At 70.2% G+C, this 26,752-nt stretch carries 23 protein-coding genes and 2 tRNA genes; 7 read left to right on the forward strand and 18 right to left on the reverse strand.

What is annotated here, in order from left to right; all coding sequences use genetic code 11:
• Positions 1-77: 77 nt before the first annotated feature.
• The 3 genes from ACFTZC_RS16820 to ACFTZC_RS16830 all read right to left on the reverse strand — a co-directional run bounded on the left by ACFTZC_RS16820 (position 78) and on the right by ACFTZC_RS16830 (position 1,967).
• Positions 78-1,064 carry a PDR/VanB family oxidoreductase gene (locus ACFTZC_RS16820; protein ID WP_382890275.1) on the reverse strand — a complete coding sequence of 329 codons (987 nt, stop codon included), beginning with the start codon at positions 1,062-1,064 and terminating at the stop codon, positions 78-80.
• Positions 1,065-1,270: 206 nt separating this feature from the next.
• On the reverse strand, positions 1,271-1,762 hold the full coding sequence (locus tag ACFTZC_RS16825; RefSeq protein ID WP_382890277.1) for a nuclear transport factor 2 family protein: 492 nt from the start codon (positions 1,760-1,762) through the stop codon (positions 1,271-1,273).
• Positions 1,763-1,790: 28 nt separating this feature from the next.
• Positions 1,791-1,967: a hypothetical protein gene (locus ACFTZC_RS16830; RefSeq protein ID WP_382890279.1), complete on the reverse strand. Its 177-nt coding sequence runs from the start codon at positions 1,965-1,967 to the stop codon at positions 1,791-1,793.
• A 215-nt stretch (positions 1,968-2,182) separates the two neighbouring features.
• Between ACFTZC_RS16830 and ACFTZC_RS16835 the strand changes: the two genes are divergently transcribed.
• The gene (locus ACFTZC_RS16835) at positions 2,183-2,794 is read left to right on the forward strand and encodes a TetR/AcrR family transcriptional regulator (RefSeq protein WP_382890281.1); all 612 of its coding nucleotides are present in this window, start codon (positions 2,183-2,185) and stop codon (positions 2,792-2,794) included.
• A 27-nt stretch (positions 2,795-2,821) separates the two neighbouring features.
• Here ACFTZC_RS16835 and ACFTZC_RS16840 read toward each other — a convergent pair whose 3' ends face one another.
• The 4 genes from ACFTZC_RS16840 to ACFTZC_RS16855 all read right to left on the reverse strand — a co-directional run bounded on the left by ACFTZC_RS16840 (position 2,822) and on the right by ACFTZC_RS16855 (position 6,525).
• Positions 2,822-3,571: a sulfite exporter TauE/SafE family protein gene (locus ACFTZC_RS16840; protein ID WP_382890283.1), complete on the reverse strand. Its 750-nt coding sequence runs from the start codon at positions 3,569-3,571 to the stop codon at positions 2,822-2,824.
• A 169-nt stretch (positions 3,572-3,740) separates the two neighbouring features.
• Positions 3,741-5,111, reverse strand: a complete 1,371-nt coding sequence (locus ACFTZC_RS16845; RefSeq protein ID WP_382890285.1) for a rhodanese-like domain-containing protein — start codon at positions 5,109-5,111, stop codon at positions 3,741-3,743.
• A 202-nt stretch (positions 5,112-5,313) separates the two neighbouring features.
• Complete coding sequence (locus ACFTZC_RS16850) at positions 5,314-6,078, reverse strand: rhodanese-like domain-containing protein (protein WP_382890286.1); 765 nt, start codon at positions 6,076-6,078, stop codon at positions 5,314-5,316.
• Between the two features lie 374 nt (positions 6,079-6,452).
• A tRNA-Ala gene (locus tag ACFTZC_RS16855) sits at positions 6,453-6,525 on the reverse strand.
• Positions 6,526-6,710: 185 nt separating this feature from the next.
• On the opposite strand from ACFTZC_RS16855, the gene ACFTZC_RS16860 reads away from it, so the two are divergent.
• Entirely contained in the window at positions 6,711-7,259 is a 549-nt protein-coding gene (locus ACFTZC_RS16860) for a DNA-binding protein (RefSeq protein ID WP_329822797.1), read from the forward strand.
• A gap of 73 nt (positions 7,260-7,332) precedes the next feature.
• Positions 7,333-8,730 (forward strand): serine/threonine-protein kinase, encoded by a 1,398-nt coding sequence (locus tag ACFTZC_RS16865; RefSeq protein WP_382890287.1) that lies wholly within the window; start codon positions 7,333-7,335, stop codon positions 8,728-8,730.
• A gap of 133 nt (positions 8,731-8,863) precedes the next feature.
• Here the strand turns inward: ACFTZC_RS16865 and ACFTZC_RS16870 are convergent, their stop codons facing one another.
• The 11 genes from ACFTZC_RS16870 to dnaA all read right to left on the reverse strand — a co-directional run bounded on the left by ACFTZC_RS16870 (position 8,864) and on the right by dnaA (position 24,165).
• On the reverse strand, positions 8,864-10,189 hold the full coding sequence (locus tag ACFTZC_RS16870; protein WP_382890289.1) for a hypothetical protein: 1,326 nt from the start codon (positions 10,187-10,189) through the stop codon (positions 8,864-8,866).
• A 194-nt stretch (positions 10,190-10,383) separates the two neighbouring features.
• The gene (locus tag ACFTZC_RS16875; RefSeq protein WP_003958712.1) at positions 10,384-10,518 is read right to left on the reverse strand and encodes a DLW-39 family protein; all 135 of its coding nucleotides are present in this window, start codon (positions 10,516-10,518) and stop codon (positions 10,384-10,386) included.
• 216 nt (positions 10,519-10,734) lie between these two features.
• A tRNA-Ile gene (locus tag ACFTZC_RS16880) sits at positions 10,735-10,808 on the reverse strand.
• Positions 10,809-10,867: 59 nt separating this feature from the next.
• On the reverse strand, positions 10,868-11,563 hold the full coding sequence (locus tag ACFTZC_RS16885) for a DUF3566 domain-containing protein (RefSeq protein ID WP_382890291.1): 696 nt from the start codon (positions 11,561-11,563) through the stop codon (positions 10,868-10,870).
• A gap of 86 nt (positions 11,564-11,649) precedes the next feature.
• Positions 11,650-14,328, reverse strand: a complete 2,679-nt coding sequence (gyrA, locus tag ACFTZC_RS16890; RefSeq protein WP_382890293.1) for a DNA gyrase subunit A — start codon at positions 14,326-14,328, stop codon at positions 11,650-11,652.
• A gap of 50 nt (positions 14,329-14,378) precedes the next feature.
• Complete coding sequence (gene gyrB / locus ACFTZC_RS16895; protein ID WP_382890295.1) at positions 14,379-16,460, reverse strand: DNA topoisomerase (ATP-hydrolyzing) subunit B; 2,082 nt, start codon at positions 16,458-16,460, stop codon at positions 14,379-14,381.
• A gap of 1,085 nt (positions 16,461-17,545) precedes the next feature.
• Complete coding sequence (locus tag ACFTZC_RS16900; RefSeq protein ID WP_382890297.1) at positions 17,546-18,154, reverse strand: DUF721 domain-containing protein; 609 nt, start codon at positions 18,152-18,154, stop codon at positions 17,546-17,548.
• Positions 18,151-19,329, reverse strand: a complete 1,179-nt coding sequence (recF, locus tag ACFTZC_RS16905; protein ID WP_382890299.1) for a DNA replication/repair protein RecF — start codon at positions 19,327-19,329, stop codon at positions 18,151-18,153. Before recF ends, ACFTZC_RS16900 begins: the two co-directional genes overlap by 4 nt.
• A gap of 28 nt (positions 19,330-19,357) precedes the next feature.
• Positions 19,358-20,242: a phosphogluconate dehydrogenase (NAD(+)-dependent, decarboxylating) gene (gene gnd / locus ACFTZC_RS16910; RefSeq protein WP_382890301.1), complete on the reverse strand. Its 885-nt coding sequence runs from the start codon at positions 20,240-20,242 to the stop codon at positions 19,358-19,360.
• A gap of 77 nt (positions 20,243-20,319) precedes the next feature.
• Positions 20,320-21,450, reverse strand: a complete 1,131-nt coding sequence (gene dnaN, locus ACFTZC_RS16915) for a DNA polymerase III subunit beta (RefSeq protein ID WP_365807550.1) — start codon at positions 21,448-21,450, stop codon at positions 20,320-20,322.
• Between the two features lie 936 nt (positions 21,451-22,386).
• Entirely contained in the window at positions 22,387-24,165 is a 1,779-nt protein-coding gene (gene dnaA, locus ACFTZC_RS16920) for a chromosomal replication initiator protein DnaA (RefSeq protein ID WP_382890303.1), read from the reverse strand.
• Between the two features lie 399 nt (positions 24,166-24,564).
• On the opposite strand from dnaA, the gene rpmH reads away from it, so the two are divergent.
• From rpmH to yidC, 4 genes are read left to right on the forward strand one after another with little or no spacing between them, the layout of a single operon-like run.
• Positions 24,565-24,702 carry a 50S ribosomal protein L34 gene (rpmH, locus tag ACFTZC_RS16925; protein WP_003975051.1) on the forward strand — a complete coding sequence of 46 codons (138 nt, stop codon included), beginning with the start codon at positions 24,565-24,567 and terminating at the stop codon, positions 24,700-24,702.
• A 22-nt stretch (positions 24,703-24,724) separates the two neighbouring features.
• Positions 24,725-25,096 (forward strand): ribonuclease P protein component, encoded by a 372-nt coding sequence (gene rnpA / locus ACFTZC_RS16930; RefSeq protein WP_382890305.1) that lies wholly within the window; start codon positions 24,725-24,727, stop codon positions 25,094-25,096.
• Positions 25,093-25,452: a membrane protein insertion efficiency factor YidD gene (gene yidD, locus ACFTZC_RS16935; RefSeq protein WP_382890307.1), complete on the forward strand. Its 360-nt coding sequence runs from the start codon at positions 25,093-25,095 to the stop codon at positions 25,450-25,452. Before rnpA ends, yidD begins: the two co-directional genes overlap by 4 nt.
• A gap of 3 nt (positions 25,453-25,455) precedes the next feature.
• Positions 25,456-26,739 carry a membrane protein insertase YidC gene (gene yidC, locus ACFTZC_RS16940; RefSeq protein ID WP_382890309.1) on the forward strand — a complete coding sequence of 428 codons (1,284 nt, stop codon included), beginning with the start codon at positions 25,456-25,458 and terminating at the stop codon, positions 26,737-26,739.
• The last annotated feature ends 13 nt before the right edge of the window (positions 26,740-26,752 follow it).

Genomic DNA, 26,752 nt, shown 5'->3' on the forward strand with positions numbered 1-26,752 from the left:
GGACTCCGCTCTCGTGTGAGGGGAGACGCCCGACGGTCGGGCGTCCTGTCGGATGGTGCTTTCGGGGGACGCGTCCGTCACAGATCGAGGACCAGCCGGGGGCCGCGGGAGCGGGAGACGCAGATCATCATCGTCTCGCCGGACCCCCGCTCCTCCGCACTGAGCACGGAGTCCCGGTGGTCCGGCTCGCCCTCCAGCACCTCGGTCTCGCAGGTGCCGCAGATGCCCTCGGCGCAGGAGGAGAGCGCGGACACCCCGGCCTTCCGCACCGTCTCCAATACGCTCTTCCCCGGAGGCACTTGAAGGGTGTGCCCCGACCGGGAGAGGACCACCTCGAACGCAACGCCGCCCGTCGCCGCCGCCCGCTCCTCCGGCTCCGGCTCCTCCGGCTCCTTGGCCCGGAAGCGCTCCACCCGCAGCGCCCCGGGCGGCCACGCGCGGCACCGCTCCTCGACGGCGGCCAGCAGCGGCTCCGGGCCGCAGCAGTAGACGAGGGTGCCGTCGTCCGGCTCGCCGAGGAGGCCGTCGAGGTCGAGCAGGCCGTACCGGTCCTGCGGACGGACGGTCACCGCGTCCCCGTAGCCGGCCAGTTCGTCCAGGAAGGCCATCGAGGAGAGCGTCCGGCCGCCGTACAGCAGCCGCCACCGCGCCCCGGCGGCCTCGGCGGCGGCGATCATCGGCAGCAGCGGCGTGATGCCGATGCCGCCCGCCACGAACAGGTAGCGCCCGGCCGCCCGCAGCGCGAAGTGGTTGCGCGGCCCCCGCACCCGTACCGGCGCCCCGGCGTGCAGCGTGCCGTGCACGTACGCCGAGCCGCCGCGGCCGTCCGGGACGCGCAGCACGCCGATGCGCCAGGACGACCGGTCACCGGGGTCGCCGCACAGCGAGTAGGTGCGGACCTGCCCGTTGTCGAGCAGCAGGTCGACGTGGGCGCCGGGCCGCCACCGCGGGAGCGGCTCGCCACCGGGGTGGCGGAGGGTCAGGGCGGCTACGTCGTCGGCGGATTCGACCCGTTCCGCGACGACGAGCGAGAGCTCTTCACCGGGAGTGGAGGGATGGCTCACAGAGGCTTCCCGCTTTCACAGGAGACGGAGCGACACCCATGTCACCTGTCACCACGAGGGCCGGCGCATGAGCTGACGCTGGGGCTGTCAGGTCATGGGCGCGCGACGGAAGGCATGGCGACGGACGGCGTTTCCCGAGATCAACACTACCCGCCCCACAGCAGGCGCGTAATCGAATCGTTACCTTACGGACGAGGGTGAGCGCCTCATTCCGGCCACCCCGGGCCGGGCCCCGGCACCCCACGCGAGGAGACGATGGCCGGGGCGGCGGCTTCGCCGACGCCGCTCGCGGCGACCCGGTCCAAGGCGTCGTCGATGGCCTCGACGTCGTGGAGATAGGCGTGGAAGGCGACGATCTTTCCGTTGCGCAGGGTCAGGACGTGCGCGCCGGTGTTCGTGTACATGCTGCCGTCGGGCAGGAGCGCTTCGTTGGTCCACTCCACGCCGACGGTGGTGTGCCAGGGCCAGCCGTCGACCGCGACGGCGCGGACCTGGAACTGAAGGCCCGGCAGGACGCGGTGGAGCCGGGCCAGCCACGCGGCGACGTCGTCGCGGGTGGTGCGCTCACCGCCGAGCGCGCCGCGGCCGGGGAAGGCGTGATGCACGTCCGGGGCCATGGTGTCGAGCAGCGACATCTCTCCGCGGGAGAGCGCGGCGAAGGCCGCGCGGACGTTACGGCGGACGAACCAGCGACACATGACAGACCTCCAAGGGTCGGTGCGGGGTTCAGGACGACAGGGGGGCGCGGTCCTTGCCGCGTACCCCGGCAAGGAATCGGCGCAGCTGTGCCTGCTTCCACAGGGCGAGTCCACTCAGGCTCAGCACCGGGAACAGGAGCAGTCGCAGCCACGGCCGCATGGCCTCGGTCAGGCCGTCGGGCCCGTAGACGTACACGAGCAGCACGGCCGCGGCGCCGAGGTGAAGCGCCCGGAAGGTGTCCCGGACTCGGCGGGGCGACCGGCCGCGACGCGCCGAAGCGCCAGGGAGAACGGGTCGGATTGCGGAGTTCGCGGAAGAGGCCGGCATGACCAACTCCTAGTTTGACGGCGTCAAAGTCTCTTGGCTCCACTGTGCTCCTCCACTTTGACGGTGTCAAACCGTTCTGTCAGAATCGCTTCATGACGCCCGCATCCGACGCCACCTATCCGACCGACGTCCGTGCCGCCCTGCTGGCCTCGGCCCGCGCCGAGCTGCTGGAAAACGGAACGGGCGGCCTCAGTCTGCGGGCCATCGCGGCCCGCGCCGGGGTCTCGCGCGCCACCCCCAAGTGGCACTTCGGCAACCGCGCCGGCCTGCTCACCGCGCTCGCCGTCGAGGGATTCGCGCAACTCGGCGACGCCCTGGCGGAAGCCGTCAAGGACTCGACCGATCCCGCGGCCGGCTTCACCGCGCTGGGGCGCACCTACATGGACTTCGGCCTGGATAATCCGGAGCTGTTCGACCTGATGTTCCGCTCCGTCGAACTCGACCGCGACGACCCCGAGTTGGTCCGGGCGCACCGCGAGTCGTTCTCGATCCTGGTCGGCACCGCGATGGAGACCACGGGGGAACTCAGTGCCGACGCGCACGATGTGCCGCTGCTGGCCTGGGCCGCCGCACACGGACTCGTCCTGCTGGTGCACGGCGGCGCACTGCAGTCCCTCACCGGCCTGGCCACCCCTGACGAGGCGAGCGCGCTGGCCCACCGCCTCGCCGACACCTTCACCCGGCGCGTCGGGACAAGCGGCTGATTCGACCCGTCGGACGGTGCAGGCCCGTCACGTCACGGCGTCGGCGAGCATGAAGGCGGCCACGGCCAGCAGGACCATCGCGAAGATACGTTGCAGGCGGGGCCCGGAGACCTTCGCGGCCATGCGCTTGCCGTCCCAGGCGCCGAGGATCGCGGTTCCGACGAACGGGCCGATCACCGCCCAGTCGAGCGAGGCGGCGGTGCCGGAGCGAGTGGCCAGGGAGGCGAGCGAGTTGACCGTGATGACCAGCAGGCTGGTGCCGACCGCGGCCTCCATCTCGAAGCCCAGGACGGTGACCAGGGTGGGGACGGCGAGAAAGCCGCCGCCCACGCCGAGCAGTCCGGTCAGCGTGCCCAGGCCGGCCCCGGCCCCGGCTGCCTTGCCCGGCCGTACGCCGCCGCTCCCGGAGCGCGCGGTGTCGGCGGGCCGGAGCATGTTGGCGGCGGAGAGGGCGGCTACGGCGGCAAAGGCAAGGGTGAGGACGGTCTGGGGCACATGGGCGGCGGCGGCCCCGGCGGCAGCCGCCGGAAGGATCCCGGCGGCTGCGAACGCCGCTCCGGCCTTCCACCGCACCCGCCCGGCCCGGGCGTGCGCGTACAGGGCGGTCAGGGATGTGGCGGTGACGATGATCAGGCCGGCGGTGGTGGCCGCGGCAGGGGTGAAGCCGAGCAGGTAGATCAGCGCGGGCACCGCCAGGACACTGCCGCCGCCGCCGAGGGCGCCGAGCGCCAGCCCGACGGCGGCTCCCGCGATCAGGGCCAGGATCAGGGCGGTCACGCTATTCGCCCGCTGGGTCCGCCGCCGTCCGTCACCGGCGGTCCGGTCCCGGTGACGCGGGGGTGGGCGTGTTCGGGGCCGTGGCGGCCGGGACCGTGGCGGAAGAGGCGGCCGGGACCGTGGCGGAAGAGGTGCATCGCATGCCTTCTGTACGGGTGGAGCAGGGGTTTCAGGGCCGGGTGATGCTCAGGCCCGTACCGGCGGCGGCCTCGAAGTCGTCATCGACGGCGACGACCTTCCGTCCGGCCGCGTCCAGGAAGGAAGCGGCGATCGCGGCGCGCATCCCGCCGGCGCAGTGCACCCACACCGTGCCGTCCGGCATCTCGCCGGTCCGGCCGTGCAGTTCGTGGAGCGGAATGTGCACGGAGCCCTCGATGAAGCCGGTCGCGCGTTCGGAATCCCGGCGCACATCCAGCACCACCACGCCCTCGTCCTCGCCGCGCTCGTGTGCGTCGGCGAGGTCGGCGAAGCGGGCGCGGGGGAAGGAGGCGAGCGGTTCCCCCGCACGGACCCAGGTGGCCGGATCTCCGGTGGCGGCGGCGGCCGGACGGTCGATACCGACCCGGGTCAGCTCCCGCTGCGCGTCGGCGATCCGCGCCGGGGTGTCGCCGAGCAGGGTGACCGGCTTGCCCCACGGGATCAGCCAGGCCAGATAGGTGGCCAACTTGCCGGTGCCCTCGAAGTTGAACGATCCGGCCACATGGCCGTCGGCGAAGGCAACCCGGTTGCGCAGGTCCACCACCCACTCACCCGCCGCCAGCCGCTCGGCGATCTGTGCGGCGTCGGCGGGCTCGGGCGGGGTCAGGTCGACGGGCGCGGGGCCGGCGGCATTGGCCGGGCCCATGTGCGTGTAGTAGGCGGGCACGTCCTCCAGCCCGGCCAGGATCTGCTTCACAAAGGTGTCCGCATCCAGGGTGAAAGCGTCGTTGCCGGCGCGTTCCCGGCCGATCGTGCTCGCATCGCCCTCGGCCTGGGAGGAGGAGCAGAAACTGCCGAAGCCGTGCGTGGGCAGCACGGGCACCTCGTCGTCGAGCGTCGCCCCCAACCGGTGGACGGAGGCGTGCTGCGCGCGGGCCAGGTGCTCGGTCAGCCGCGGGTCCACCAGGTCCGGACGCCCCACGGAGCCGATCAGCAGCGAGCCGCCCGTGAAGACCGCCACCGCGCGGCCGTCCTCCTCCAGGACGTACGAGGTGTGGTGCGGGGTGTGGCCCGGGGTGGCGATCGCACGCAGCACCAGGTGCTCGTCCACCTCGGACGTGTCCCCGTCCGCGACGGGGGTGCGAGGGAAGGAGACGCCGGCGTCGGCCGGGACCAGGTAGCGGGCGCCGGTGAGGCGGGCCAGTTCCAGCCCGCCGGTGACGTAGTCGTTGTGCAGGTGCGTTTCCGCCACATACGCGATGCGCACCCCTCGCCGAGCGGCGGTGGCGATCACCTGATCGACGTCCCGCGGCGGATCGACCACGACCGCCGTTCTCGGACCGCCCGCCAGGTAACTACGGTTGCCCAGACCCTCGAATTCCAGGGTGTCGACAAAAAACATGGTGCGACTCCTTTCCGGGATCACGTACCCGGGTGATTTCTTCTCGGGAAACCGCCGCCGCAGCTCCGGAACACCCCCACCACTCCGAGCCGCGGTCCGAAATGGCGCAGGTGAATTCCCGAAGGACGCGAGGCGGATGGCGTACCCGGCCGGCCTCATTCCGGCGGACGCGTGCGACGGTTGTCCGCCGGTTCTGCTTTCGTCAGCCCTCACGTACCGCGGCTTCGGCACGGCCGCCGTTGTCCACCGCGCCGGGGAGGGTGACCGGCAGCCCCGCCGCTTCCCATGCCTCAAGACCGCCTGCCACGCTGTGGACGGAGGACCGGCCCGCGCGGATCGCCTGCGCGCCGCCCTGCACGCTGCGTGTGCCCGTGCGGCAGACGAAGGCCAGTGGGCCGTCAGGCAGATCCGACAGCGAGGCCGGCAAGGTGCTGAGCGCCGCATGGACGGCGCCGACCGGGTGACGCGCCGCCCATTCATCGTCCTCACGGACATCGACCAGCGTGAGTTCCCCGTCCACGACGCGGCGACGCGCCTCGACAGGAGACAGGTCGGCGGGCAGGTGACCGTCGCCGGAGCCCGGGCCCTGCTTCGTGGCGGGCAGGACCGTCCGGACCGCCTCGTAGTTCGAGGCATGGACGACGGCTATCTGCTGTCCCATCATCGGGCAGACGTTCATCGCCTCTTCCCAGTGCGCGGTGGACTCCCATTCCGCCACGTTGACGAGAGAGAATGTGCTCCCCGGAACGATCGTGCGGAACATGTACGTCCGAATGAAACCGGGCTGAGCCGCCATCACCTCCGCGGCGTCCTGCCAGGCGTCGAGATAAGCGCTCTCCTTCTCCTCGTCGATCTCAATCGGAATGATCACGACATGGCTGTTTTCCATCTGCTGCTTCCTCGGGTATTTCGACCACCGGCGGGCTGCTCGACGAGCCGGAGGCGTTCCCGGCGAATGCGGGAACACGACCGAGTCCAAGAGGCACCGGCTTTCGGTGGTGAGCCAGAACCTTCTGGACGGAGCCTGCACACACGTGTCCGCAAGCGGCAAATGTCTTTGCCGAACCGGCAAGACGGTCGGCGCGGTCCGATCCGACAGGCGGGGGACGAGGGCGGGCAGCGCGTACGGACGCGCAGAGTGCCGGTGACCATTGGTGCGGCCGATGCGCCGCCGGACGTGCCGGGGCAGGCCGAACGGTACGGGCGGGACGGTGCGGGCGGACGGTGCGGGCGGGACGGGCCAGGGCTCCCAAGGGGCCGACGAGCACCCACGCGCCCACCTACGGGCACGAAAAATGCCCCCATAACCCGCGTTTCCGCAGGCCAGAGGGCATCTACTTGTGGAGCCTAGGGGAGTCGAACCCCTGACATCTGCCATGCAAAGACAGCGCTCTACCAACTGAGCTAAGGCCCCGGGACGAATGGGTACGCCGACCAGCAGAGACCGGCACTCCCGTCACCGCGCACCAGAGTACCGGGTGCACCAGGTGATCCCGCAAAACGATTGGGGCTCCCCGTCCGCGACCACGCTCCGTAAGATGCCCCACGAGGTTCGCAGCAGTGAAGCTGCCGCATTGGGGAAGCGATGGGGAGACGCGTATGGATGCCGCACAGCAGGAATCGACTGCCAGAGCCAGAGAGCTCCAGAGAAGCTGGTACGGGGAGCCGTTGGGGGCGCTCTTCCGTCGCCTCATCGATGACCTGGGCCTGAACCAGGCGCGGCTCGCGGCCGTGCTGGGGCTGTCCGCTCCGATGCTCTCTCAGTTGATGAGCGGCCAGCGCGCGAAGATCGGCAACCCCGCGGTGGTCCAGCGGGTGCAGGCGCTGCAGGATCTGGCGGGTCAGGTGGCGGACGGCAGCGTCAGCGCCGGGGAGGCCACGGACCGGATGGAGGAGATCAAGAAGTCCCAGGGGGGCTCCGTCCTGACCGGGACCAGCCAGACCACGAACAGCTCGGGCGCGCCCACCGTGCGCCGGGTCGTGCGGGAGATCCAGTCCCTGCTGCGGTCGGTCGCCGCGGCCGGCGACATCATAGACGCGGCGGACTCCCTCGCCCCGACCCAGCCCGAACTGGCAGAGTTCCTCCGGGTCTACGGTGCCGGACGCACCGCGGACGCGGTCGCCCACTACGAGGCGCACCAGAGCTGACGCGGTACCGGCCACGGGCAAGGGCAAGGGCGGAAGTCCGCCGGACACGACGACGGGGAGCGAGCGCGGCACCATGGGTGAGGTCTTCGCGGGGCGGTACGAGCTGATCGACCCGATCGGCCGCGGCGGTGTGGGCGCCGTCTGGCGTGCCTGGGACCACCGGCGCCGCCGTTACGTGGCCGCGAAGGTCCTCCAGCAGAGCGACGCGCACACCCTGCTCCGGTTCGTCCGCGAGCAGGCGCTCCGGATCGATCATCCGCATGTCCTCGCCCCGGCGAGCTGGGCGGCGGACGACGACAAGGTGCTGTTCACCATGGACCTGGTGACCGGCGGGTCGCTGGCGCATGTCATCGGCGACTACGGCCCGCTGCCGCCGCGCTTCGTCTGCACCCTGCTCGATCAGCTCCTCGCCGGTCTGGCCGCGGTGCACGCGGAGGGGGTCGTGCACCGCGACATCAAACCGGCCAACATCCTGCTCGACGCCACCGGAACGGCGCGGCCGCACCTGCGCCTGTCCGATTTCGGCATCTCCATGCGCAAGGGGGAGCCGCGGCTGACGGAGACCAACTACGTGGTGGGGACACCCGGTTACTTCGCGCCCGAGCAGCTGATGGGCGCGGAGCCCGACTTCCCCGCCGATCTCTTCGCGGTCGGCCTGGTCGCGCTCTACCTGCTGCAGGGTCAGAAACCCGACGCCAAGGCGCTCGTCGAACACTTCGAGGCACATGGCACCCCGGGCGCGCCGCAGGGCATCCCGGAGCCGCTGTGGCAGGTCCTGGCCGGGCTGGTCCAGCCGGACCCGCACGCCAGGTTCCGTACGGCCACGGGCGCGCGCAAGGCGCTGACGACGGCCGTGGATCTGCTGCCCGAGGCCGGGGAGGACGAGGAGCCGGTCGAGATCTTCGACCAGATCGGTCCGCTGCCGCCCGGGTTCGGCCCCTCCGGCCCCGTGAAGGAGCCGGCACCGGAACCCCAGCCGCAGCCGCAGCAGGCCCCGCAGCCCGAGCCGACACCGCCACCGCCCCCGGTTCCGGCCCCACAGGCGACACCGGCACCGACGCCGGAGCCGCCCGCCGATCCGTCCGCCGCGTCCCCGCACACGCCCGCGCCTGCGCCCCCCACCTCCATGTCGGAGACCGGCAGCTTCCATCTCCCCCCGCCGCCGGCCCGCCACGAGGAGTCCCGGCCGCAGCCCCAGGCGGCACCCCTCCCGCAGCCGTACGCGCAGCCCCAGCCCCAGCCGTACCCCTCGCCGGCCGAGCTGGCCCAGTCGCAGGCCCCGACCTCGGCCGTACGGCAGGACCACAGCCTCACGCGCCCGTACACCGCCGAGACCCCGCAGGCGCCCCGTACCGTCGCCCACCACGCGCCCCGCAGGCGCCCGGGACCGCCCCCGAAGGTGACGGTCCCGGTCCTGCTGCTGGCGCTGGCCTGTTTCGCGGTCGGCTTCTGGGCGCTGACCCAGGTCTGACACGCGGAGCCGACGCGTACGGGCCGTCCGCGCCGCGTAAGGCCGCAGCGCGCTCGGTGCGGCCCAGCGCGCCCGCTAGGGCCGGCGTGGCCGTCACCGCGCCGCGGTACGCCTCACCGCGCCGCGGTACGCCTCACCGCGCCGGTGCGGCCCCGTCCCGGCCCCCGTCGCCGCCGCGCCGCGCGAGCAGCGTCCACACCCCGAGGCCGAGCACCAGCACCGTGCCCGTGCCGATCCCGCCCGCCGCGACCAGCGCCATCGTGTCGCTCTTCGCCGCGTCCTGGACGCCCTGCCCGGACGCGGCCGCGTCCCGGTCGTCGTCGGTCACGGCGAACAGGCCCGCGGGCCCGTCGTACCCGGGTCCGGCCTTCGGCGTGCCCTTGACGTTGACCCGCAGCGTCAGCCCGTACGGCTTCCTCCCGTACGCCGCGGCCATCTCCGGGCTGAGGTCCACCCGTAGGTAGTACCAGCCCGCGAACCGCATGTCCTGGTCGCCGGAGCGGCTGCCGAAGCGGTTCTCGTAGGCCACCGGCGGCAGCGGATCGAGGGCCGTCGTCTTCTGCTTGCCGTCGTACGACACCGCGTTGCTGCCGTCCACGAACCCGCGCGCCGGGTTGTACAGCGACACGGAGAACGCGCCGCCCACGAACTTGTCCCCGTCCGAGCTGCCGAGGTCCGCGCTGGCGAAGAGCTGCTGCCCCCAGTCGACGGGCACCCGGTAGAAGAGCGACTCACCCGGCTCGATCCGCGTCGTCCACTCGCCCGTTTCCAGCCCCTTGGCGTCGGCGAAACCGCTGCCGCCCGCCCGCTCGCGCACGGTTCCCGCGACCGGCTCGGGGGAGGCGCTCGGCCACTGGGAGGGAGCCTCGGCCGGTCCGGTCTCCTTGAGCCCGGGTTCGGTGACGTGCCGGATCTCCAGCTCCCACGGCGCGGGAGAGGATTTGCTGTCACTGGTGCGCTCGATGACGACGTAGTACGTCCCCGACTCCTGGCAGGTGGACGCCCCCTCCTCGATCACGCGGTAGGCGTAGGCGGCGATCGGCCGGGCGTACACGCCCTGCGCACCGAAATTCGACCGGTTCGAGCCGCAGTCGGTGCCTTCGCGGTTCTGGAGGGAGACCTCGATCTGGTCCCCGTAGGCGACCTTCGTACCGGGCTCGGGCACCGCGACCGCCGAGACGTAGTCGCTCGTGTTCTTCGTCAGGTCCAGCCGGTAGAAGCGCTTCTCGCCCGGCTCGATCGCGTCACGGTAGACCGCGCCCGTGTCGAGCGTCTTCGCGTCGCTCGTGGTCGTCGCGCCGGCGATCGGCCGTCCGCCGGGCTCGAAGGCGTACGGAGCCGGCCCGCCGGCCGCCCACGCCTGCCCCGGCACTGCCACCACCGCGCCCATGGCCGCCGCCACGCACATCACCGACGTCGCGGCCGACGCCACCCGGCCCCTGCTGCGCTGCCCGTTCACGCGCTTCTCCCCCTGCCTGTGCCCACGTTCCGCCTGCGAGGTCCCATCCTGCCCCGGCAGCCGCGCCCGTGTCTGCCCGCTGTCCCTCCACCGCCCGGCGGAACGGCCCGACGGGCCGGCGGGCCGGGCGGTGCCCGGGCAGCACGAAGCCCCGGCCGCTCGGCGACCGGGGCTCGCATCAGGACTGCTGCGTCTCACACACCCGAACCTGCGGGCACGGAGTCGGTCGCCTCCGTCCACAGATCCTGCTCGGCGCGGTCCGCCTGGATCTGGCGGTACACGAGGAGCCCGCCGATGGCGGCCAGTGCGACCAAGAGAAGCTTCTTCACCGCGCGACCTCGTCTTTCCTTGACGTAGGGGACTTCTGGCGCCCGACTATACACACCGATCGATATCGATCGGTGACCTGTCCACACCCCAACTGCCGTCTTCGTCAGGGGTGGACACCGACAGTAAAAGAACGGTCGCTCAGCAGGACAGTACGGAAAGAACCGCACCATGCAATCGGCCCGTACGGAAATCTCCGTACGGGCCGACATTCGCGGTGGGGCTAACAGGATTTGAACCTGTGGCCTCATCCTTATCAGGGATGCGCTCTAACCAACTGAGCTATAGCCCCGCGCTGCCCCTGAAGATTAGCGCACTTCAGGGCCAGCCCCAAAATCGATGACCCGGACCTCACTCGTCCTCGGCGAGCGTCAGCTCGACGCCGCCCACGAAGCCCGCGGAAAGGTTGTAGATGAAGGCCCCGAGCGTGGCCAGAGCCGTCGCCAGCACCACGTCGATCACGGCGATGACGGACGTGAAGACGAGCACCCGCGGCAGCGACAGGAACGACTGGAGGTCGAACCCGTTGCTCTCGTTGGACCCCGTCGCCTCGCTGATCGTCCCGCCGACGGTCGCGAAGACGCCCATCGCGTCCATGACCATCCACAGCACCGCCGCCGCCACGATCGTGCAGATACCGAGCGCGATGGAGAGCAGGAAGCTGACCTTCATCACCGACCACGGGTCGGCCTTGGAGACCCGCAGCCGCGCCTTGCGCGTCCGGGGCGTGGTCCGCGCGCCCGTCCTCGGCAGACGCACCGACGCCGTGGCGGAGGCGGCGGCCGGGCCCGCCGGCGGCGGCGCGGCGGATCCGGCGGCACCGGCGGGCCCGGTGGTCCGGGCGGTCCCGGTGGCGGAAGGGGCAGATGTCACGGAAGCTCCCTGTTGACCCTGGTGTGCCGTCGGCATGGGTCCCTGTCCGGCTTGAGTGGCTCCGCCGCCCGGAGAGGGATACGCCTGCGGCGGGTGGTACGGCTGAGCGGCCGGCTGCGGCTGCCCAGCGCCATAGGTGTCGTACGGGGGTTTGTTCCCCCTGGTATCGGTCACCGCACTCCCTTGGGAGTCCGTGGCAGAGCCACGGGCACCGTTCGCTCCGGAAGCGGCAGATCCGGCGCCCGTGGCTCCGCTCACGCTTACTCCTCGTGCTCCCCGGCCGGAGGCTTGCTGCCCCCGGCGACCTCGGCCGTACCGGACTCTTCGGCCGCCGGGTCATCGCTCCCGTCGACCTCTTCGGCCTCACGGCCAGCCTCGGCGTTGCGCGCGATACCGACGACGGCATCACGCTTGCCCAGGTTGATCAGTTGGACGCCCATGGTGTCACGGCCCGTCTCCCTGACTTCGTTGACTCGCGTGCGAATCACACCACCGCCGAGGGTGATGGCAAGGATCTCATCAGTCTCCTCGACCACCAACGCGCCGACGAGCGACCCGCGGTCCTCCACGATCTTGGCGGCCTTGATGCCGAGGCCGCCACGGCCCTGGACGCGGTACTCGTCGACGGCCGTCCGCTTCGCGTATCCGCCGTCCGTGGCAGTGAAGACGAAAGTACCGGGCCGGACGACATTCATGGAGAGGAGCTCGTCGCCCTCGCGGAAACTCATCCCCTTGACCCCGGACGTGGCACGGCCCATCGGCCGCAGCGCGTCGTCCGTCGCCGTGAACCGGATCGACTGCGCCTTCCTGCTGATGAGCAGCAGATCGTCCTCCGCCGACACCAGCTCGGCGCCGATCAGCTCGTCGTCCGCGCCCGAGTCGGTCTCCCGCAGGTTGATCGCGATGACACCGCCCGACCGCGGAGAGTCGTAATCCTTGAGCGGCGTCTTCTTGACCAGCCCCGCCTTTGTTGCGAGAACGAGATACGGAACGGCCTCGTAGTCCCGGATCGCGAGGATCTCGGCGATCTGCTCGTCCGGCTGGAAGGCGAGCAGATTGGCCACATGCTGCCCCCGGGCGTCCCGGCCCGCGTCCGGCAGCTCGTACGCCTTCGCCCGGTAGACCCGGCCCTTGTTCGTGAAGAACAGCAGCCAGTGGTGGGTCGTGGAGACGAAGAAGTGGTCGACGATGTCGTCTTCCTTGAGCTTCGTCCCGCGGACGCCCTTGCCGCCGCGCTTCTGCGAGCGGTAGTCGTCCGTCTTCGTACGCTTCACATAGCCGCCCCGCGTGATGGTGACGACGATGTCCTCCTCGGCGATCAAGTCCTCCATGGACATGTCGCCGTCGAAGGGAACCAGCTTGGACCGCCGGTCGTCGCCGAACTTGTCGACGAGGACGGCCAGTTCCTCACGGACGATGGCGCGCTGCTTCTCCGGCGACGCCAGGATCGCGTTGTACTCGTTGATCTTCGACTGGAGCTCGTCGTGCTCCGCGACGATCTTCTGCCGCTCCAGGGCCGCCAGCCGGCGGAGCTGCATCTCCAGGATCGCGTTCGCCTGGATCTCGTCGATCGTGAGCAGCCCCATCAGGCCCTCACGCGCGATCTCCACCGTGTCGCTGCGCCGGATCAGCGCGATGACCTCGTCGATCGCGTCCAGCGCCTTGAGCAGACCGCGCAGGATGTGCGCCCGCTCCTCCGCCTTGCGCAGCCGGAAGCGCGTACGCCGGACGATGACCTCGATCTGGTGCGCCACCCAGTGCCGGATGAACGCGTCCAGCGACAGCGTGCGCGGCACCCCGTCCACCAGCGCCAGCATGTTCGCGCTGAAGTTGGACTGCAGGTCGGTGTGCTTGTAGAGGTTGTTCAGCACGACCTTGGCGACCGCGTCCCGCTTCAGGACGACGACCAGGCGCTGCCCCGTACGGGAGGACGTCTCGTCGCGGACGTCCGCGATGCCGCCGACCCTTCCGTCCTTGACCAGGTCGGCGATCTTCTGGGCGAGGTTGTCCGGGTTGGTCTGGTACGGCAGCTCCGTGACCACCAGGCACTGGCGGTTCTGGATCTCCTCGACCTCGACCACCGCGCGCATCGTGATCGAGCCGCGGCCCGTCCGGTACGCCTCCTCGATGCCCTTACGGCCCACCACCAGGGCCCCCGAGGGGAAGTCGGGGCCCTTGATCCGCTCGATCAGCGCGTCCAGCAGCTCCTCGTGCGAGGCCTCCGGGTGCTCCAGCGCCCACATCGCGCCGGCCGCGACCTCCCGCAGGTTGTGCGGCGGGATGTTGGTGGCCATCCCGACGGCGATCCCCGCCGAGCCGTTGATCAGGAGATTCGGGAACCGGGCCGGCAGGACCGTCGGCTCCTGGTTGCGGCCGTCGTAGTTGTCCGTGAAGTCGACGGTCTCCTCGTCGATGTCCCGGAGCATCTCCATCGACAGCGGCATCAGCTTGCACTCGGTGTACCGCATGGCGGCGGCCGGGTCGTTGCCCGGCGAACCGAAGTTGCCGTTGGAGTCCACCAGCGGCATCCGCATCGACCACGGCTGCGCGAGACGGACCAGCGCGTCGTAGATCGAGGAGTCGCCGTGTGGGTGGTACGTACCCATCACGTCACCGACGACGCGGGCGCACTTGTAGAAGCCCTTCTCGGGCCGGTAACCGCCGTCGTACATCGCGTACAGCACCCGGCGGTGCACGGGCTTGAGACCGTCCCGTACGTCCGGCAGCGCGCGCGACACGATGACGGACATCGCGTAGTCGAGGTACGAGCGCTGCATCTCCGTTTCGAGCCCGACGGGCTCTACGCGCATCGCCAGCCCCTCGACCGCCACGGCGGCCTCGGCGATCTCCTGAGCCACAGGGGTACCAGGGGTACCGGGGGCGCCGGAGTCACCGGAGTCGTCCGGAGCGGGGGTCTGGGGGGTGTTCTCGTCGGCCATCGCTGGTCAGTGTTCCTTTCGGCCTTGTCGAATCCGTCAGCAGTGACCGACTAGATGTCGAGGAAGCGGACGTCCTTGGCATTGCGCTGGATGAAGGACCGCCGCGCCTCGACGTCCTCGCCCATCAGCACCGAGAACAGGTCGTCGGCCTGGGCGGCGTCGTCCAGCGTGACCCGGCCGAGCACCCGGTGGTCGACGTCCATCGTGGTGATGCGCAGCTCTTCGGCGTTCATCTCGCCCAGCCCCTTGAAGCGCTGGATCGAGTCCTCCTTGATCCGCTTCCCGTTCTGCTTGCCCAGCTCGACCAGCGCGTCGCGCTCCCGGTCGGAGTAGGCGTACTCGAAGTCGTCCCGGCCCCACTTGATCTTGTAGAGCGGCGGACGGGAGAGGTAGACGTGCCCGGCCTCGACCAGGGGACGCATGAAGCGGAACAGGAACGTCAGCAGCAGCGTGTTGATGTGCTGCCCGTCGACGTCGGCGTCCGCCATGAGAATGATCTTGTGATAGCGGAGCTTCTCGATGTCGAAGTCCTCGTGCACCCCCGTGCCGAACGCCGAGATCAGCGCCTGCACCTCGGTGTTCTGGAGGATCTTGTCGATCCGCGCCTTCTCGACGTTCAGGATCTTGCCGCGGATCGGCAGGATCGCCTGGTACATCGGGTTACGGCCCGACTTCGCGGAACCGCCGGCGGAGTCACCCTCGACGATGAAGATCTCGCACTTCGACGGGTCGTTCGACTGGCAATCGCTCAGCTTGCCCGGCAGGGACGCGCTCTCCAGCAGCCCCTTACGGCGGGTCAGATCCCGCGCCTTACGGGCCGCGACCCGGGCCGTGGCGGCCTGGATCGACTTGCGGATGATGTCCGCGGCCTCGTTCGGATTGCGGTCGAACCAGTCGGTCAGGTGCTCGTGCACGATCTTCTGGACGAAGGTCTTGGCCTCCGTGTTGCCCAGCTTCGTCTTCGTCTGGCCCTCGAACTGCGGCTCGCCCAGCTTCACCGAGATGATCGCGGTCAGACCCTCGCGGATGTCCTCGCCCGCGAGGTTGTCGTCCTTCTCCCGCAGGAACTTCTTCTCGCGCGCGTAGCGGTTGACCAGCCCGGTCATCGCCGCGCGGAAGCCCTCCTCGTGCGTGCCGCCCTCATGCGTGTGGATCGTGTTCGCGAACGAGTACACACCCTCGCTGTACTGCGCGTTCCACTGCATCGCGATCTCGACCGAGAGCAGCCGCTCCTTGTCCTCGGCCTCGATGTCGATGACCGTCGGATGGATCAGCTCGCCCTTGCGCGAGTTGAGGTACTTCACGAAGTCGACGATGCCGCCCTCGTAGAAGTACGTCACCGTACGGGCCGGCGGCTCCTCGTCCTTGCTCTCCACCGCGTCCGTACCCGCGACGTCCGCGCCCACGACGGCCTTCGCCGACTCGCGCTCGTCCGTCAGGGTCAGGGTCAGGCCCTTGTTCAGGAAGGCCATCTCCTGGAAGCGCCGCGACAGCGTCTCGAAGGAGTAGTCCGTCGTCTCGAAGACGTCCGGGTCCGCCCAGAACGTCACCGTCGTACCGGTTTCGGACGTCTCCTCGTTACGGGCGAGGGGCGCCGTCGGCACACCGAGCTTGTAGTCCTGCGTCCAGCGGTGGCCGTCGGTCTTGACCTCGACCGAGACCTTCGTCGAGAGCGCGTTGACGACGGAGACGCCCACGCCGTGCAGACCGCCGGAGACGGCGTACCCGCCGCCGCCGAACTTGCCGCCCGCGTGCAGCACCGTCATCACGACCTCGACGGCCGGCTTGTTCTCGGACGGAACGATGCCCACCGGGATACCACGGCCGTTGTCGATCACCCGGACCCCGCCGTCGGCGAGGATCGTGACGTCGATGGTGTCCGCGTGGCCCGCCATCGCCTCGTCGACGGAGTTGTCGACGACCTCCTGCACGAGGTGGTGGAGCCCGCGCTCACCGGTCGAGCCGATGTACATGCCGGGCCGCTTGCGAACCGCGTCCAGGCCTTCGAGAACGGTGATGGCACTGGCGTCGTACGAGGCGGTCACCTCACCGTTCTCACCGGCCGCGGCGGACGGGATCTTCTCATTGGGGTTGCCGGAATCGGCCACGAAGCGCCCTTTCTGGCACAGCACAGGCCGTTTCTCCGAGCAAGCGGGGTCGGCTGCGTCGTTCGGCTTGTGTCAGCATCTGTTGACGGTTCCCCGCAAGCACGCGGGATTTTCCACCAGTCTACCGGTAGCGCCGACCCGAATGGGGGTTTGCCGGTACCTGAGTCCGCATGTGCCGCCCTGGATGAGCGGCCTCCGACTCCCCATATTCGGGAAGGGGCTCCAAGAGGCTCACACCGGCATTGAGCGCTTCGACCTGTCAACCTCCGGCTACGGTGAGGGACACCTCAATCTCCCCAGGCGCTTTCCCAGGTCACAGCGCCCTCAGCGCGGGACGGAAGGGGACGAGCCGTCCCCGTGCGGAGGACGGCTCGTGAGGTCCGCCCACGGTCACCGCCGCACGCGGAGGAACGGCGGGGGAACAGAGGAACGGACCGGGGGCGGCGAGCGCGCGGCGGGCCGCACGCGGGGGGGGCGCCCTGGACATGCCCGGTCTACGTGGCCACCGGCCGGCGTGGCTGCGGGACCGGGCCCGGACGCACGTGGGCACGTACCGGGGTGGCTACGGAAACGGGACCTTGCCTACGCGGGCAGGTACCGGATCGCCGCAGGACCGGGCCCCGGACGTACGCGGGCACGTACCCGGGCGGCTGCGGCTGCGGGACCGGTCCTGCACAGGTACCTGCCCGGGCCGCCGCGGGACCGGGCCCGGACGCACGTGGGCGCATACGGGGTGACCGCGGCAACGAGGCCGGTCCTACGCGGGCAGCTGCCCGGATGCCCTCAGGACCGGGCTCGCGCATACGCGGGCACATACCCGGGTGGCTGCGGCAGCAGGCCCTCGTGTACGCGGCCGCCGACCCGGAATATCAGCGGCAACGGCCCCGGGCATACGCGGCCACCGGCACGGGGCCGTCAACGGCAACGGGCCCAGGCACCCCGCCCCGGGGCCCGGACCCAGGCTCACGCGGCCACCGGCCCGAGGCATCAGCGGCAACGGATCCAAGCGCCCAAGCGCACGCACACGCGCCCCGGGCTCAGCCGCGCGGCCCAGGCGCAGCCTCACGCGCCCGTGGCCCGGGCTCAGCCGCGCGGGCTCGGGCCCGGGCTCAGCCGTACGTGTCCCCGGGGCCCGAGCTGCCCGGTGCCCGGAGCGGTCCGTACCGCTGGGCCGGGCCGCCCGGCCCCAGCACCTTGATCATCCGCACCGTGCCGTGCCCCAGATCCTCGTTCAGCCGGGCCACCAGGCGCGGCGCCAGCAGCCGCAGCTGCGTCGCCCACACCGTCGAGTCGCACTGCACGGTCAGCACCCGCGCGTCCTCCGCGTCGTCGTACCGCTGCGGCACACAGTGCTTCGCCAGGTCCTCTCCGACGATCTGCGGCCAGCGGCCCATCACCCCGCCCACGGCGGCCGGCGTCTCCCAGCCCCGCTCCGTGATCAGCCGGTTGATCGCCGCGCCCAGCGGCAGCGGATCGCGCCCGTCGGCCCGGGCCCCCGACCGCAGCCCGCCGCCCCGCCTGGCCTGTTTCCGCTGCTGTACGGCGTTGCCCCGGGCGCGGGCCTGCTCCTTCGCCGCCCGCAGCGCGACCCTCGCCAGATCCACCCCGGACGCCTCCGGCACCGACGCCGACACAGACGCAGACGCCGACGGACCGGCTCCGGACCGGCCCTCGGACCCCGGTGTTCCCGGGATCCCCGGCATTCCCGGCAGACTCATACGCGCTCCACCGCGCCCTCGGCCACCGCGAACCGCGCCCCGGCCAGCACACCCGGCACATCGTCGTCCACCGCGGCCGTCACCAGTACCTGCTCCCCCGGAGCCACCAGCTCCGCCAGCCGCTCCCGGCGCCGCGCGTCCAGCTCGGCGAAGACGTCGTCCAGCACCAGCACCGGCTCGTTCCCCTCGGCCCGCAGCAGGTCGTACGAGGCCAGCCGCAGCGCCAGGGCGTACGACCAGGACTCGCCGTGGCTCGCGTACCCCTTCGCCGGGAGCCGGCCCAGCTTCAGCACCAGATCGTCCCGGTGCGGCCCGACCAGCGTCACGCCCCGCTCGATCTCCTGCTTGCGCACCCCGGCCAGCGCCGCCAGCAGATGCGCGTACAGCTCGTCGCGCGAGGACCCGGCGCCCGGCTCGCCCGGACCACCGCCGCCCGGCGCACCGCCGGCCTCGTCACCGTCCGGGCCACCGGCGGAGGAACGGTACTCCAGCGCCACCGGACCGCCGCCCGGCGCCAGCTGCTCGTACGCCTTGTCCGCCAGCGGCTGCAGCGTCCCGATCAGATCGACCCGCTGTGCCAGCAGTTCCGCCCCGGCGCGCGCCAGATGCTGGTCCCACACGTCCAGCGTGGACAGGTCCATGCCACGCCCGCCGTGCCGCCGGGCCATCGCCGCGGACTTCAGGAGCGTGTTCCGCTGACGGAGCACCCGGTCGTAGTCCGACCGCACCCCCGCCATCCGCGGCGAGCGCGCGGTGATCAGCTCGTCCAGGAACCGGCGGCGCTCGCCCGGATCGCCCTTCACCAGCGCCAGATCCTCCGGAGCGAACAGCACCGTCCGTACGATCCCGACCACATCACGCGGCTTGACCTGCGACGACCGGTTGATACGGGCCCGATTGGCCCGCCCGGGGTTCAGCTCCAGCTCCACGAGTTGCGAGCGCGCGCCCTGCGTGACCGCCGCCCGGATCACCGCGCGCTCGGCACCCATCCGGACCAGCGGCGCGTCCGACGAGACCCGGTGGCTGCCGAGCGTCGCCAGATAGCCGACCGCCTCGACCAGATTCGTCTTGCCCTGCCCGTTCGCCCCCACGAACGCGGTGACGCCCGGGTCAAGGGGCACCTCGACCCGGGCGTACGACCGGAAATCGGCCAGCGACAGATGCGTCACGTGCATGGCTGTGCGCGGACCTCCCCCGGTGTCACTACTTGTCGTCGGCCGACTCGACGGCATGGCCGCCGAACTGGTTGCGCAGCGCCGCGACCATCTTCATCTGCGGCGAGTCCTCCTGGCGCGACGCGAACCGCGCGAACAGGGACGCGGTGATCGCGGGCAGCGGCACCGAGTGGTTGATGGCCGCCTCGACCGTCCACCGGCCCTCGCCCGAGTCCTCCGCGTACCCCCGCAGCTGGTCCAGATGCTCGTCCTGGTCCAGCGCGTTGACCGCCAGGTCCAGCAGCCAGGAGCGGATGACCGTGCCCTCCTGCCAGGAGCGGAAGACCTCGCGGACATCGGTGACGGAGTCGACCTTCTCCAGCAGCTCCCAGCCCTCGGCGTACGCCTGCATCATGGCGTACTCGATGCCGTTGTGGACCATCTTGGCGAAGTGGCCCGCGCCGACCTTGCCGGCGTGGACGGAGCCGAAGTTCCCCTCGGGCTTGAGCGCGTCGAAGATCGGCTCGACCTTCGCCACATGCTCCGCGTCGCCGCCGTACATCAGCGCGTACCCGTTGTCGAGGCCCCAGACGCCGCCGGAGACACCGCAGTCGAGGAAGCCGATGCCCTTGATGCCCAGCTCGACCGCGTGCTTCTCGTCGTCGGTCCAGCGGGAGTTCCCGCCGTCCACCACGACATCCCCGGGGGACAGCAGCTCGGCCAGCTCGTCGATGGTCGCCTGGGTCGCGCCGCCCGCGGGGACCATCACCCACACGACGCGGGGGCCCTTGAGCTTGTCCACCAGTTCGTTCAGGCTGTGGACGTCCGCGAGGTCCGGATTGCGGTCGTATCCGATGACGGTGTGGCCGGCGCGGCGGATGCGCTCGCGCATGTTGCCGCCCATCTTGCCGAGACCCACAAGACCGAGCTCCATCAGGCGTTCCTTAAGCGTTGAGGCGATTCGTACCCGGGTCCGAGCCTACGCCCGGACCCGAGCACTCACCTGTGGGGTCAGCCGCTCAGGCGTACCGGCATGATCAGGTACTTGTACGCCTCGTCCGCCTCCGCGTCGACGGCCGGTCGGCCGCTGAGCAGCGCCGGCTTCGTGGACGTGGTGAAGGAGAGCTGGGCCACCGGGGAGTCGATCGCGCTCAGACCGTCCAGCAGGAACGTCGGGTTGAAGGCGATCGAGATGTCGTCGCCCTCCAGCTGCGCGTCGACGCGCTCCACAGCCTGTGCGTCGTCGCTGGACCCTGCCTCCAGGATGAGCACGCCCTGCTCGAAGCTGAGCCGTACGGGCGTGTTCCGCTCGGCGACCAGGGCCACACGCTTGACGGCCTCGACGAACGGGGCGGTCTCGATCACTGCGACCGAGTTGAACTCGGTCGGGAAGAGCGTGCGGTACTTCGGCAGGTCGCCTTCGAGCAGCCGGGTCGTCGTACGCCGTCCCGCGCCCTCGAAACCGATCAGGCCCTCGCCCGCGCCGGAGCCGGAGAGCGCCAGCGTGACCGTGTCGCCGTTCGTGAGCGCCTTGGCGGTGTCCAGCAGTGTCTTGGCGGGCACCAGGGCGACCGCGGAGATGTCCGGCGCCTCGGGCTTCCACAGGAACTCACGGACCGCGAAGCGGTAGCGGTCGGTCGAGGCCAGGGTGACCGTGTCGCCCTCGATCTCGATCCGGACGCCGGTGAGCACGGGCAGCGTGTCGTCGCGGCCCGCGGCGATGGCGACCTGGGAGGCGGCGGAGGCGAAGACCTCACCGGGGACGGTGCCGGTGGCCGTCGGCATCTGCGGCAGCGCCGGGTACTCCTCCACAGGGAGTGTGTGGAGCGTGAACCGCGAGGAGCCGCAGACGACGGTCGCCCGTACACCGTCTGTGGAGATCTCCACCGGACGGTTGGGGAGGGCGCGGCAGATGTCGGCGAGCAGCCGGCCGGAGACGAGGACGGTGCCGTCCTCCTCCACCTCCGCGTCCACCGAGACTCGCGCCGACACCTCGTAGTCGAAGCTGGAGAAGCTGAGAGCCCCGTCCTCGGCCTTCAGCAGAAGGCCCGCGAGCACCGGTGCCGGCGGACGGGCCGGAAGGCTACGGGCCACCCAGGCCACCGCCTCCGCGAGTACATCGCGCTCCACCCGGATCTTCACCGGAACCGCCTCCTGCTGTTGCTGGCTCGCCCTGCTGGCCTTCGTCGTCGGCTGTGACGCCGGGGACCAGTCTGACGTACGGCACCGACAGTCGGTGCTGTCGCGGGTCAAGTCGGGGCGAGACGCTCCGGACGGCCGACCGCGAAGTTGTGCACAGGCCCTGCTTCGAAACGGACTCCTGGCTAACTCTCAGGGGTAGTAGTAGTAGGCCCTGTGGAAACCGTGGATAACGCCGTATGCGCAGGTCAAGCCCGTTTTTTTATCCACCGGGCTTGTGGGCGGGACCGTGGAGAACTCGGCTCTTCTGTGGATGGCGGAAAGTTCTGCACACCCCATGCACAGGACACCGTGACTTCTCCCCAGCCGCGTCCCCAGCTTTACCCACGTTCCCCACAGCCCAACCGACCTCCTTGGTGTGACGCCTTTCACTCAACTCAGCGATCCCGGGTGTTTCGTTGCCGAACAGTGGACAGGGCTGTGGAGAAGCTGTGGGCGACGGCGGCCCGCCTGTGGGCCGCCGGTGGACAAGATCCGGGACGCCCTGTGGACGAAATTTCCGTCCACAGCCTGTGGAGCGGCGTCAACCACAATTCCACACCCTTCTGACCTGGAGCGATGCCTGGTCGGCCGGTTCCCCTGTGGATACGATCGGGACAACTCCTGGGTCCCCAGGCTGTGGACGGAAGATTCTGCCCGAATCTGTGGAGAAGACGCCCGCGCCGCCGCGGATTCGAACAGCGAGGGCGGCCGGCGACACGCCGCGGAGGGCGTCACGCGCCTCGGGAAGGGCGCCGCGGGCCTCCGGGGGCGGTCTCACGGGCTCTCCAGGACGGCTCCTCGTGACGTCCAGAGCGGCTCCTCATGACGTCCGGGAGCGCGAAAAGGCGCCCGGGGAACCGTTGCGGACGGGATCCCCGGGCGCCCTCGTGAGCGCTGTCAGCCGTTCTTGATGCGGTTGGTGAGTTCGGTCACCTGGTTGTAGATGGAGCGGCGCTCGGCCATCAGCGCACGGATCTTCCGGTCCGCGTGCATGACCGTCGTGTGGTCGCGCCCGCCGAACTGCGCGCCGATCTTCGGCAGCGAGAGATCGGTCAGCTCCCGGCAGAGGTACATCGCGATCTGGCGCGCCGTCACGAGCACCCGGCTCCGCGAGGAGCCGCAGAGGTCGTCCACGGTCAGCCCGAAGTAGTCGGCGGTCGCCGCCATGATGTTGCCCGCGGTGATCTCCGGGGCCGCGTCCTCGCTCCCGGGGATGAGGTCCTTCAGCACGATCTCGGTGAGCCCGAGGTCCACCGGCTGCCGGTTGAGCGAGGCGAACGCCGTGACCCGGATGAGGGCGCCCTCCAGCTCGCGGATGTTGCGCGAGATCCGCGAGGCGATGAACTCCAGCACCTCCGGCGGCGCGTTGAGCTGCTCCTGGACCGCCTTCTTGCGGAGGATCGCGATACGGGTCTCCAGCTCGGGCGGCTGGACGTCCGTGGTCAGTCCCCACTCGAAGCGGTTGCGCAGCCGGTCCTCCAGGGTGATCAGCTGCTTGGGCGGCCGGTCCGAGGAGAGCACGATCTGTTTGTTGGCGTTGTGGAGCGTGTTGAAGGTGTGGAAGAACTCCTCCTGCGTCGACTCCTTGGACGCCAGGAACTGGATGTCGTCGACGAGGAGGATGTCGACATCGCGGTAGCGCTTGCGGAAGGTGTCGCCCTTGCCGTCCCGGATCGAGTTGATGAACTCGTTGGTGAACTCCTCGGAGCTGACGTACCGCACCCGCGTACCGGGGTAGAGGCTGCGCGCGTAGTGCCCGATGGCGTGGAGCAGGTGGGTCTTGCCGAGCCCGGACTCGCCGTAGATGAAGAGCGGGTTGTACGCCTTGGCCGGTGCCTCGGCGACGGCGACCGCCGCCGCGTGCGCGAAACGGTTGGACGCGCCGATGACGAAGGTGTCGAAGAGGTACTTCGGGTTGAGCCGGGCCTGCGGCTCACCGGGGCCCGGCGCAGGGGCGGGCTGGGCGCCCAGCGGGCCCGGTGCCCCGCCGCGCGCGCGGCCGACGCTCTGCCCGCCGCCGTGCCGGGGCGCCGGCGGCTCCTGGAGGTCGTGCTGGTCGTGCCGGTCGTGTTGGTTGGCGGGGCGCTCGTACGGAGACCGGTCGGGGCCCTGCGGCCCCCGGTAGTCGTGCTGCGGCGGCCGGGTGGTGGCGTACGGGTCCCGTTCCTGGTAGCCGCCGGGGCGGTGCTGCCAGGACAGGTCCTCCTGGGTGCGTGGCCAGGCACCGGGGTCGGGGCGCTGCTGCTGGTAGTCCGGGTAGGCGGGGCGTACGGACGGCATGCCGTCGTCGGAGGGGCGGTGTCCGTAGCCGTCGTACGCGTCGTCCTGCCGCGGTTCGTCGTGGAGCGGGCCCTGGTAGCGGTGCTGCTGGGGCACGGGCGGGGCCGGCGGGGTGGGCTCGCCGGCCGAGTCGTCGACGGTGATGGCGATCCGGATGGGCCGGCCGCACTCGTGGCTCAGGGTCTCGCTGATGAGGGGGGCGAGACGTCCTTCGAGGACGCGCTTGCCCCATTCATTGGGGACGGCGAGCAGCGCGGTGTCGGCGACCAGGGCCAGCGGCTGGCAGCGTTCGATCCACTGCTTGTCCTTGGGCTCCACGCCCTGCTGGCCCTCCCTGAGGAGTTGCTCCAGCACTCGTGGCCACACTGCGGCAAGATCGGCAGGTACATCAGCCACAAGGCACGCTCTCTCGCTGGTCCCACGGATGTGTGCTTCCCGGGACGGGGTGGGAAGGCCGGCGGTCAGGGAAAGCCGGGGTGAAGACCGACCGGCATACAGGGGCGGCCTCCGCCAAGGTAGTCAGGCTGACCCGCGCGGTTCAAGTTGTTGTCCACAGCCTGTGCACAATGGGGACCGGCACGGAGCTGGTTTGACCGGATGGCGTAGCCGCGCGTACCGTGACCAGGTCGAGTTGTCGATGGCTGCTGCCGCCTGCCTCCGATGGGCAAAGATCACGATCTGTGGTTGTGAAGCGGTGCACTCGGGCGTGATCGCGAGCTTCTCAAGCTTCTCGTGGGCGCACGGTGACAGCCAGGCGATGTCCCGTCGTCCACACATCATTTTCTGGAGCCTCGAGTGAGCAAGCGCACCTTCCAGCCGAACAACCGCCGTCGCGCCAAGACCCACGGGTTCCGGCTGCGGATGCGTACCCGTGCCGGCCGCGCGATTCTCGCGACGCGTCGCAGCAAGGGTCGCGCCCGTCTGTCCGCCTGATCGCTGACAAACAGGTCATGACGTGCTGCCTACCGAGAATCGGCTGAGGCGGCGCGAGGACTTCGCGACCGCGGTACGGCGAGGACGCCGGGCTGGACGCCCGCTCCTTGTCGTCCATCTGAACAGCGGTGCAACGGACCCGCACGCGCCTGGGGAGAGCGCCTCCCCGGTACGTGCGGGTTTCGTCGTAAGCAAAGCAGTGGGCGGAGCGGTCGTACGGAACCGCGTGAAGCGGCGCCTGCGCCATCTCATACGCGACCGCTTGTCCGCGCTGCCCCCCGGTAGCCTGGTTGTCGTACGGGCGCTGCCCGGGTCGGGCGACGCCGATCATGCACTACTGGCCCGAGACCTGGACGCCGCTCTCCGGCGGCTGCTGGGAGGGGGCGCGCGATGAAGTACCCGCTGCTGGCTCTGATCAAGCTGTACCAGTGGACGATCAGCCCGCTCCTCGGGCCTGTCTGCCGGTACTACCCGTCGTGTTCGCACTACGGATATACGGCCATCGACCGGCATGGCGCGGTGAAGGGCACGGCTCTGACCGCCTGGCGGATTCTGCGGTGCAACCCGTGGTCGCCGGGGGGTGTGGACCATGTCCCGCCGCGCAAACGGCCTCGATGGCATGAACTGCTGCGCAATGCGTGGCGCGGCGGTAAGGGCGGGCGGCCCGCCGCTGGCGTGCCTTCCGGGGGATCGGCCCCCGACGCCTCCAGTCCGGCCGCAGAGACCTCGCCCAAAGCTCAAGGAGCCTGATTAGTGGACACGATTGCCAGTTTCTTCAGTTTTATCACCACACCTGTTTCCTGGGTCATCGTCCAGTTCCACTCGCTGTACGGGATGATGTTCGGCCCCGACACGGGCTGGGCCTGGGGACTGTCCATCGTGTCCCTGGTGGTACTGATCCGTATCTGCCTGATTCCGCTCTTCGTGAAGCAGATCAAGTCGACGCGGAACATGCAGGTGCTCCAGCCCAAGATGAAGGCGATCCAGGAGCGCTACAAGAACGACAAACAGCGTCAGTCCGAAGAGATGATGAAGCTGTACAAGGAGACGGGCACCAACCCGCTCTCCTCGTGTCTTCCCATCCTGGCGCAGTCCCCGTTCTTCTTCGCGCTGTACCACGTGCTCTCCAGCATCGCGAGCGGCAAGACCATCGGCGTGATCGACCAGGGGCTGCTGGACAGTGCGCGGCAGGCGCACATCTTCGGCGCCCCGCTGGCCGCCAAGTTCCTGGACAGCAGTGAGAAGGTCGCGTCGCTCAACGCCTCGCTGACCGATGTGCGGATCGTCACCGCGATCATGATCATCCTGATGTCGGCGTCGCAGTTCTACACGCAGCGCCAGCTCATGACGAAGAACGTCGACCTGACGGTCAAGACGCCGTACATGCAGCAGCAGAAGATGCTGATGTACATCTTCCCCGTGATCTTCGCCGTCACCGGTGTGAACTTCCCGGTCGGTGTGCTCGTCTACTGGCTGACCACCAACGTGTGGACCATGGGCCAGCAGATGTACGTGATCAACCAGAACCCGACCCCGGGCAGCAAGGCGCAGGACCAGTACCTGCAGCGTCTGCTGAAGGCCATCACCGCGCGTGGCGAGGTGCGGTCCCGCCGCAAGCGTTCCGTCGTGCAGGCGATCGTGGCCAAGGGTCCGGACCGCAACGACAACGAGCGCAAGTTCGTCGTGGGCCTGGCCAAGTCGGGTCTGGCGGCGCAGCCCGACGGCACGGTGATCAAGAGCGACACCGCCGCTGCCAAGGCCGAGGCGAGTGCGGCCGCCAAGCGTCAGCAGCCCAAGCGCCAGACCAAGGCACAGCGGCAGGCCGCCGGCTCCCAGACGGCCGGGGCGGACAAGCCGGCATCGGGTGACTCCGAGCCGGCCGCCCCGCAGGCGAAGACCTCGTTGCAGAAGAAGGACGAGCCGCAGGACACCACGTCCAAGCCGTCGGGCAAGCCCGCCGCCGGTGCCACACGCCAGAAGGCCAAGTCGGGACAGCGCAAGGGCCAGCAGCGGCCCAAGCACCCGTCCAAGAAGTAAGAAGGAGTCCATC

The sequence above is a fragment of the Streptomyces sp. NPDC056987 genome (genome assembly GCF_042673865.1).
Taxonomy (GTDB): domain Bacteria; phylum Actinomycetota; class Actinomycetes; order Streptomycetales; family Streptomycetaceae; genus Streptomyces.

What these genes read in the sequence shown, in the direction of transcription:
- ACFTZC_RS16825 (WP_382890277.1), bottom strand. Translation starts at nt 1,762, where the DNA reads ATGTGTCGCTGGTTCGTCCGCCGTAACGTCCGCGCGGCCTTCGCCGCG.
- ACFTZC_RS16835 (WP_382890281.1), top strand. Translation starts at nt 2,183, where the DNA reads ATGACGCCCGCATCCGACGCCACCTATCCGACCGACGTCCGTGCCGCC.
- ACFTZC_RS16845 (WP_382890285.1), bottom strand. Translation starts at nt 5,111, where the DNA reads ATGTTTTTTGTCGACACCCTGGAATTCGAGGGTCTGGGCAACCGTAGT.
- ACFTZC_RS16860 (WP_329822797.1), top strand. Translation starts at nt 6,711, where the DNA reads ATGGATGCCGCACAGCAGGAATCGACTGCCAGAGCCAGAGAGCTCCAG.
- ACFTZC_RS16865 (WP_382890287.1), top strand. Translation starts at nt 7,333, where the DNA reads ATGGGTGAGGTCTTCGCGGGGCGGTACGAGCTGATCGACCCGATCGGC.
- gyrA (WP_382890293.1), bottom strand. Translation starts at nt 14,328, where the DNA reads ATGGCCGACGAGAACACCCCCCAGACCCCCGCTCCGGACGACTCCGGT.
- ACFTZC_RS16900 (WP_382890297.1), bottom strand. Translation starts at nt 18,154, where the DNA reads ATGAGTCTGCCGGGAATGCCGGGGATCCCGGGAACACCGGGGTCCGAG.
- recF (WP_382890299.1), bottom strand. Translation starts at nt 19,329, where the DNA reads ATGCACGTGACGCATCTGTCGCTGGCCGATTTCCGGTCGTACGCCCGG.
- gnd (WP_382890301.1), bottom strand. Translation starts at nt 20,242, where the DNA reads ATGGAGCTCGGTCTTGTGGGTCTCGGCAAGATGGGCGGCAACATGCGC.
- yidD (WP_382890307.1), top strand. Translation starts at nt 25,093, where the DNA reads ATGAAGTACCCGCTGCTGGCTCTGATCAAGCTGTACCAGTGGACGATC.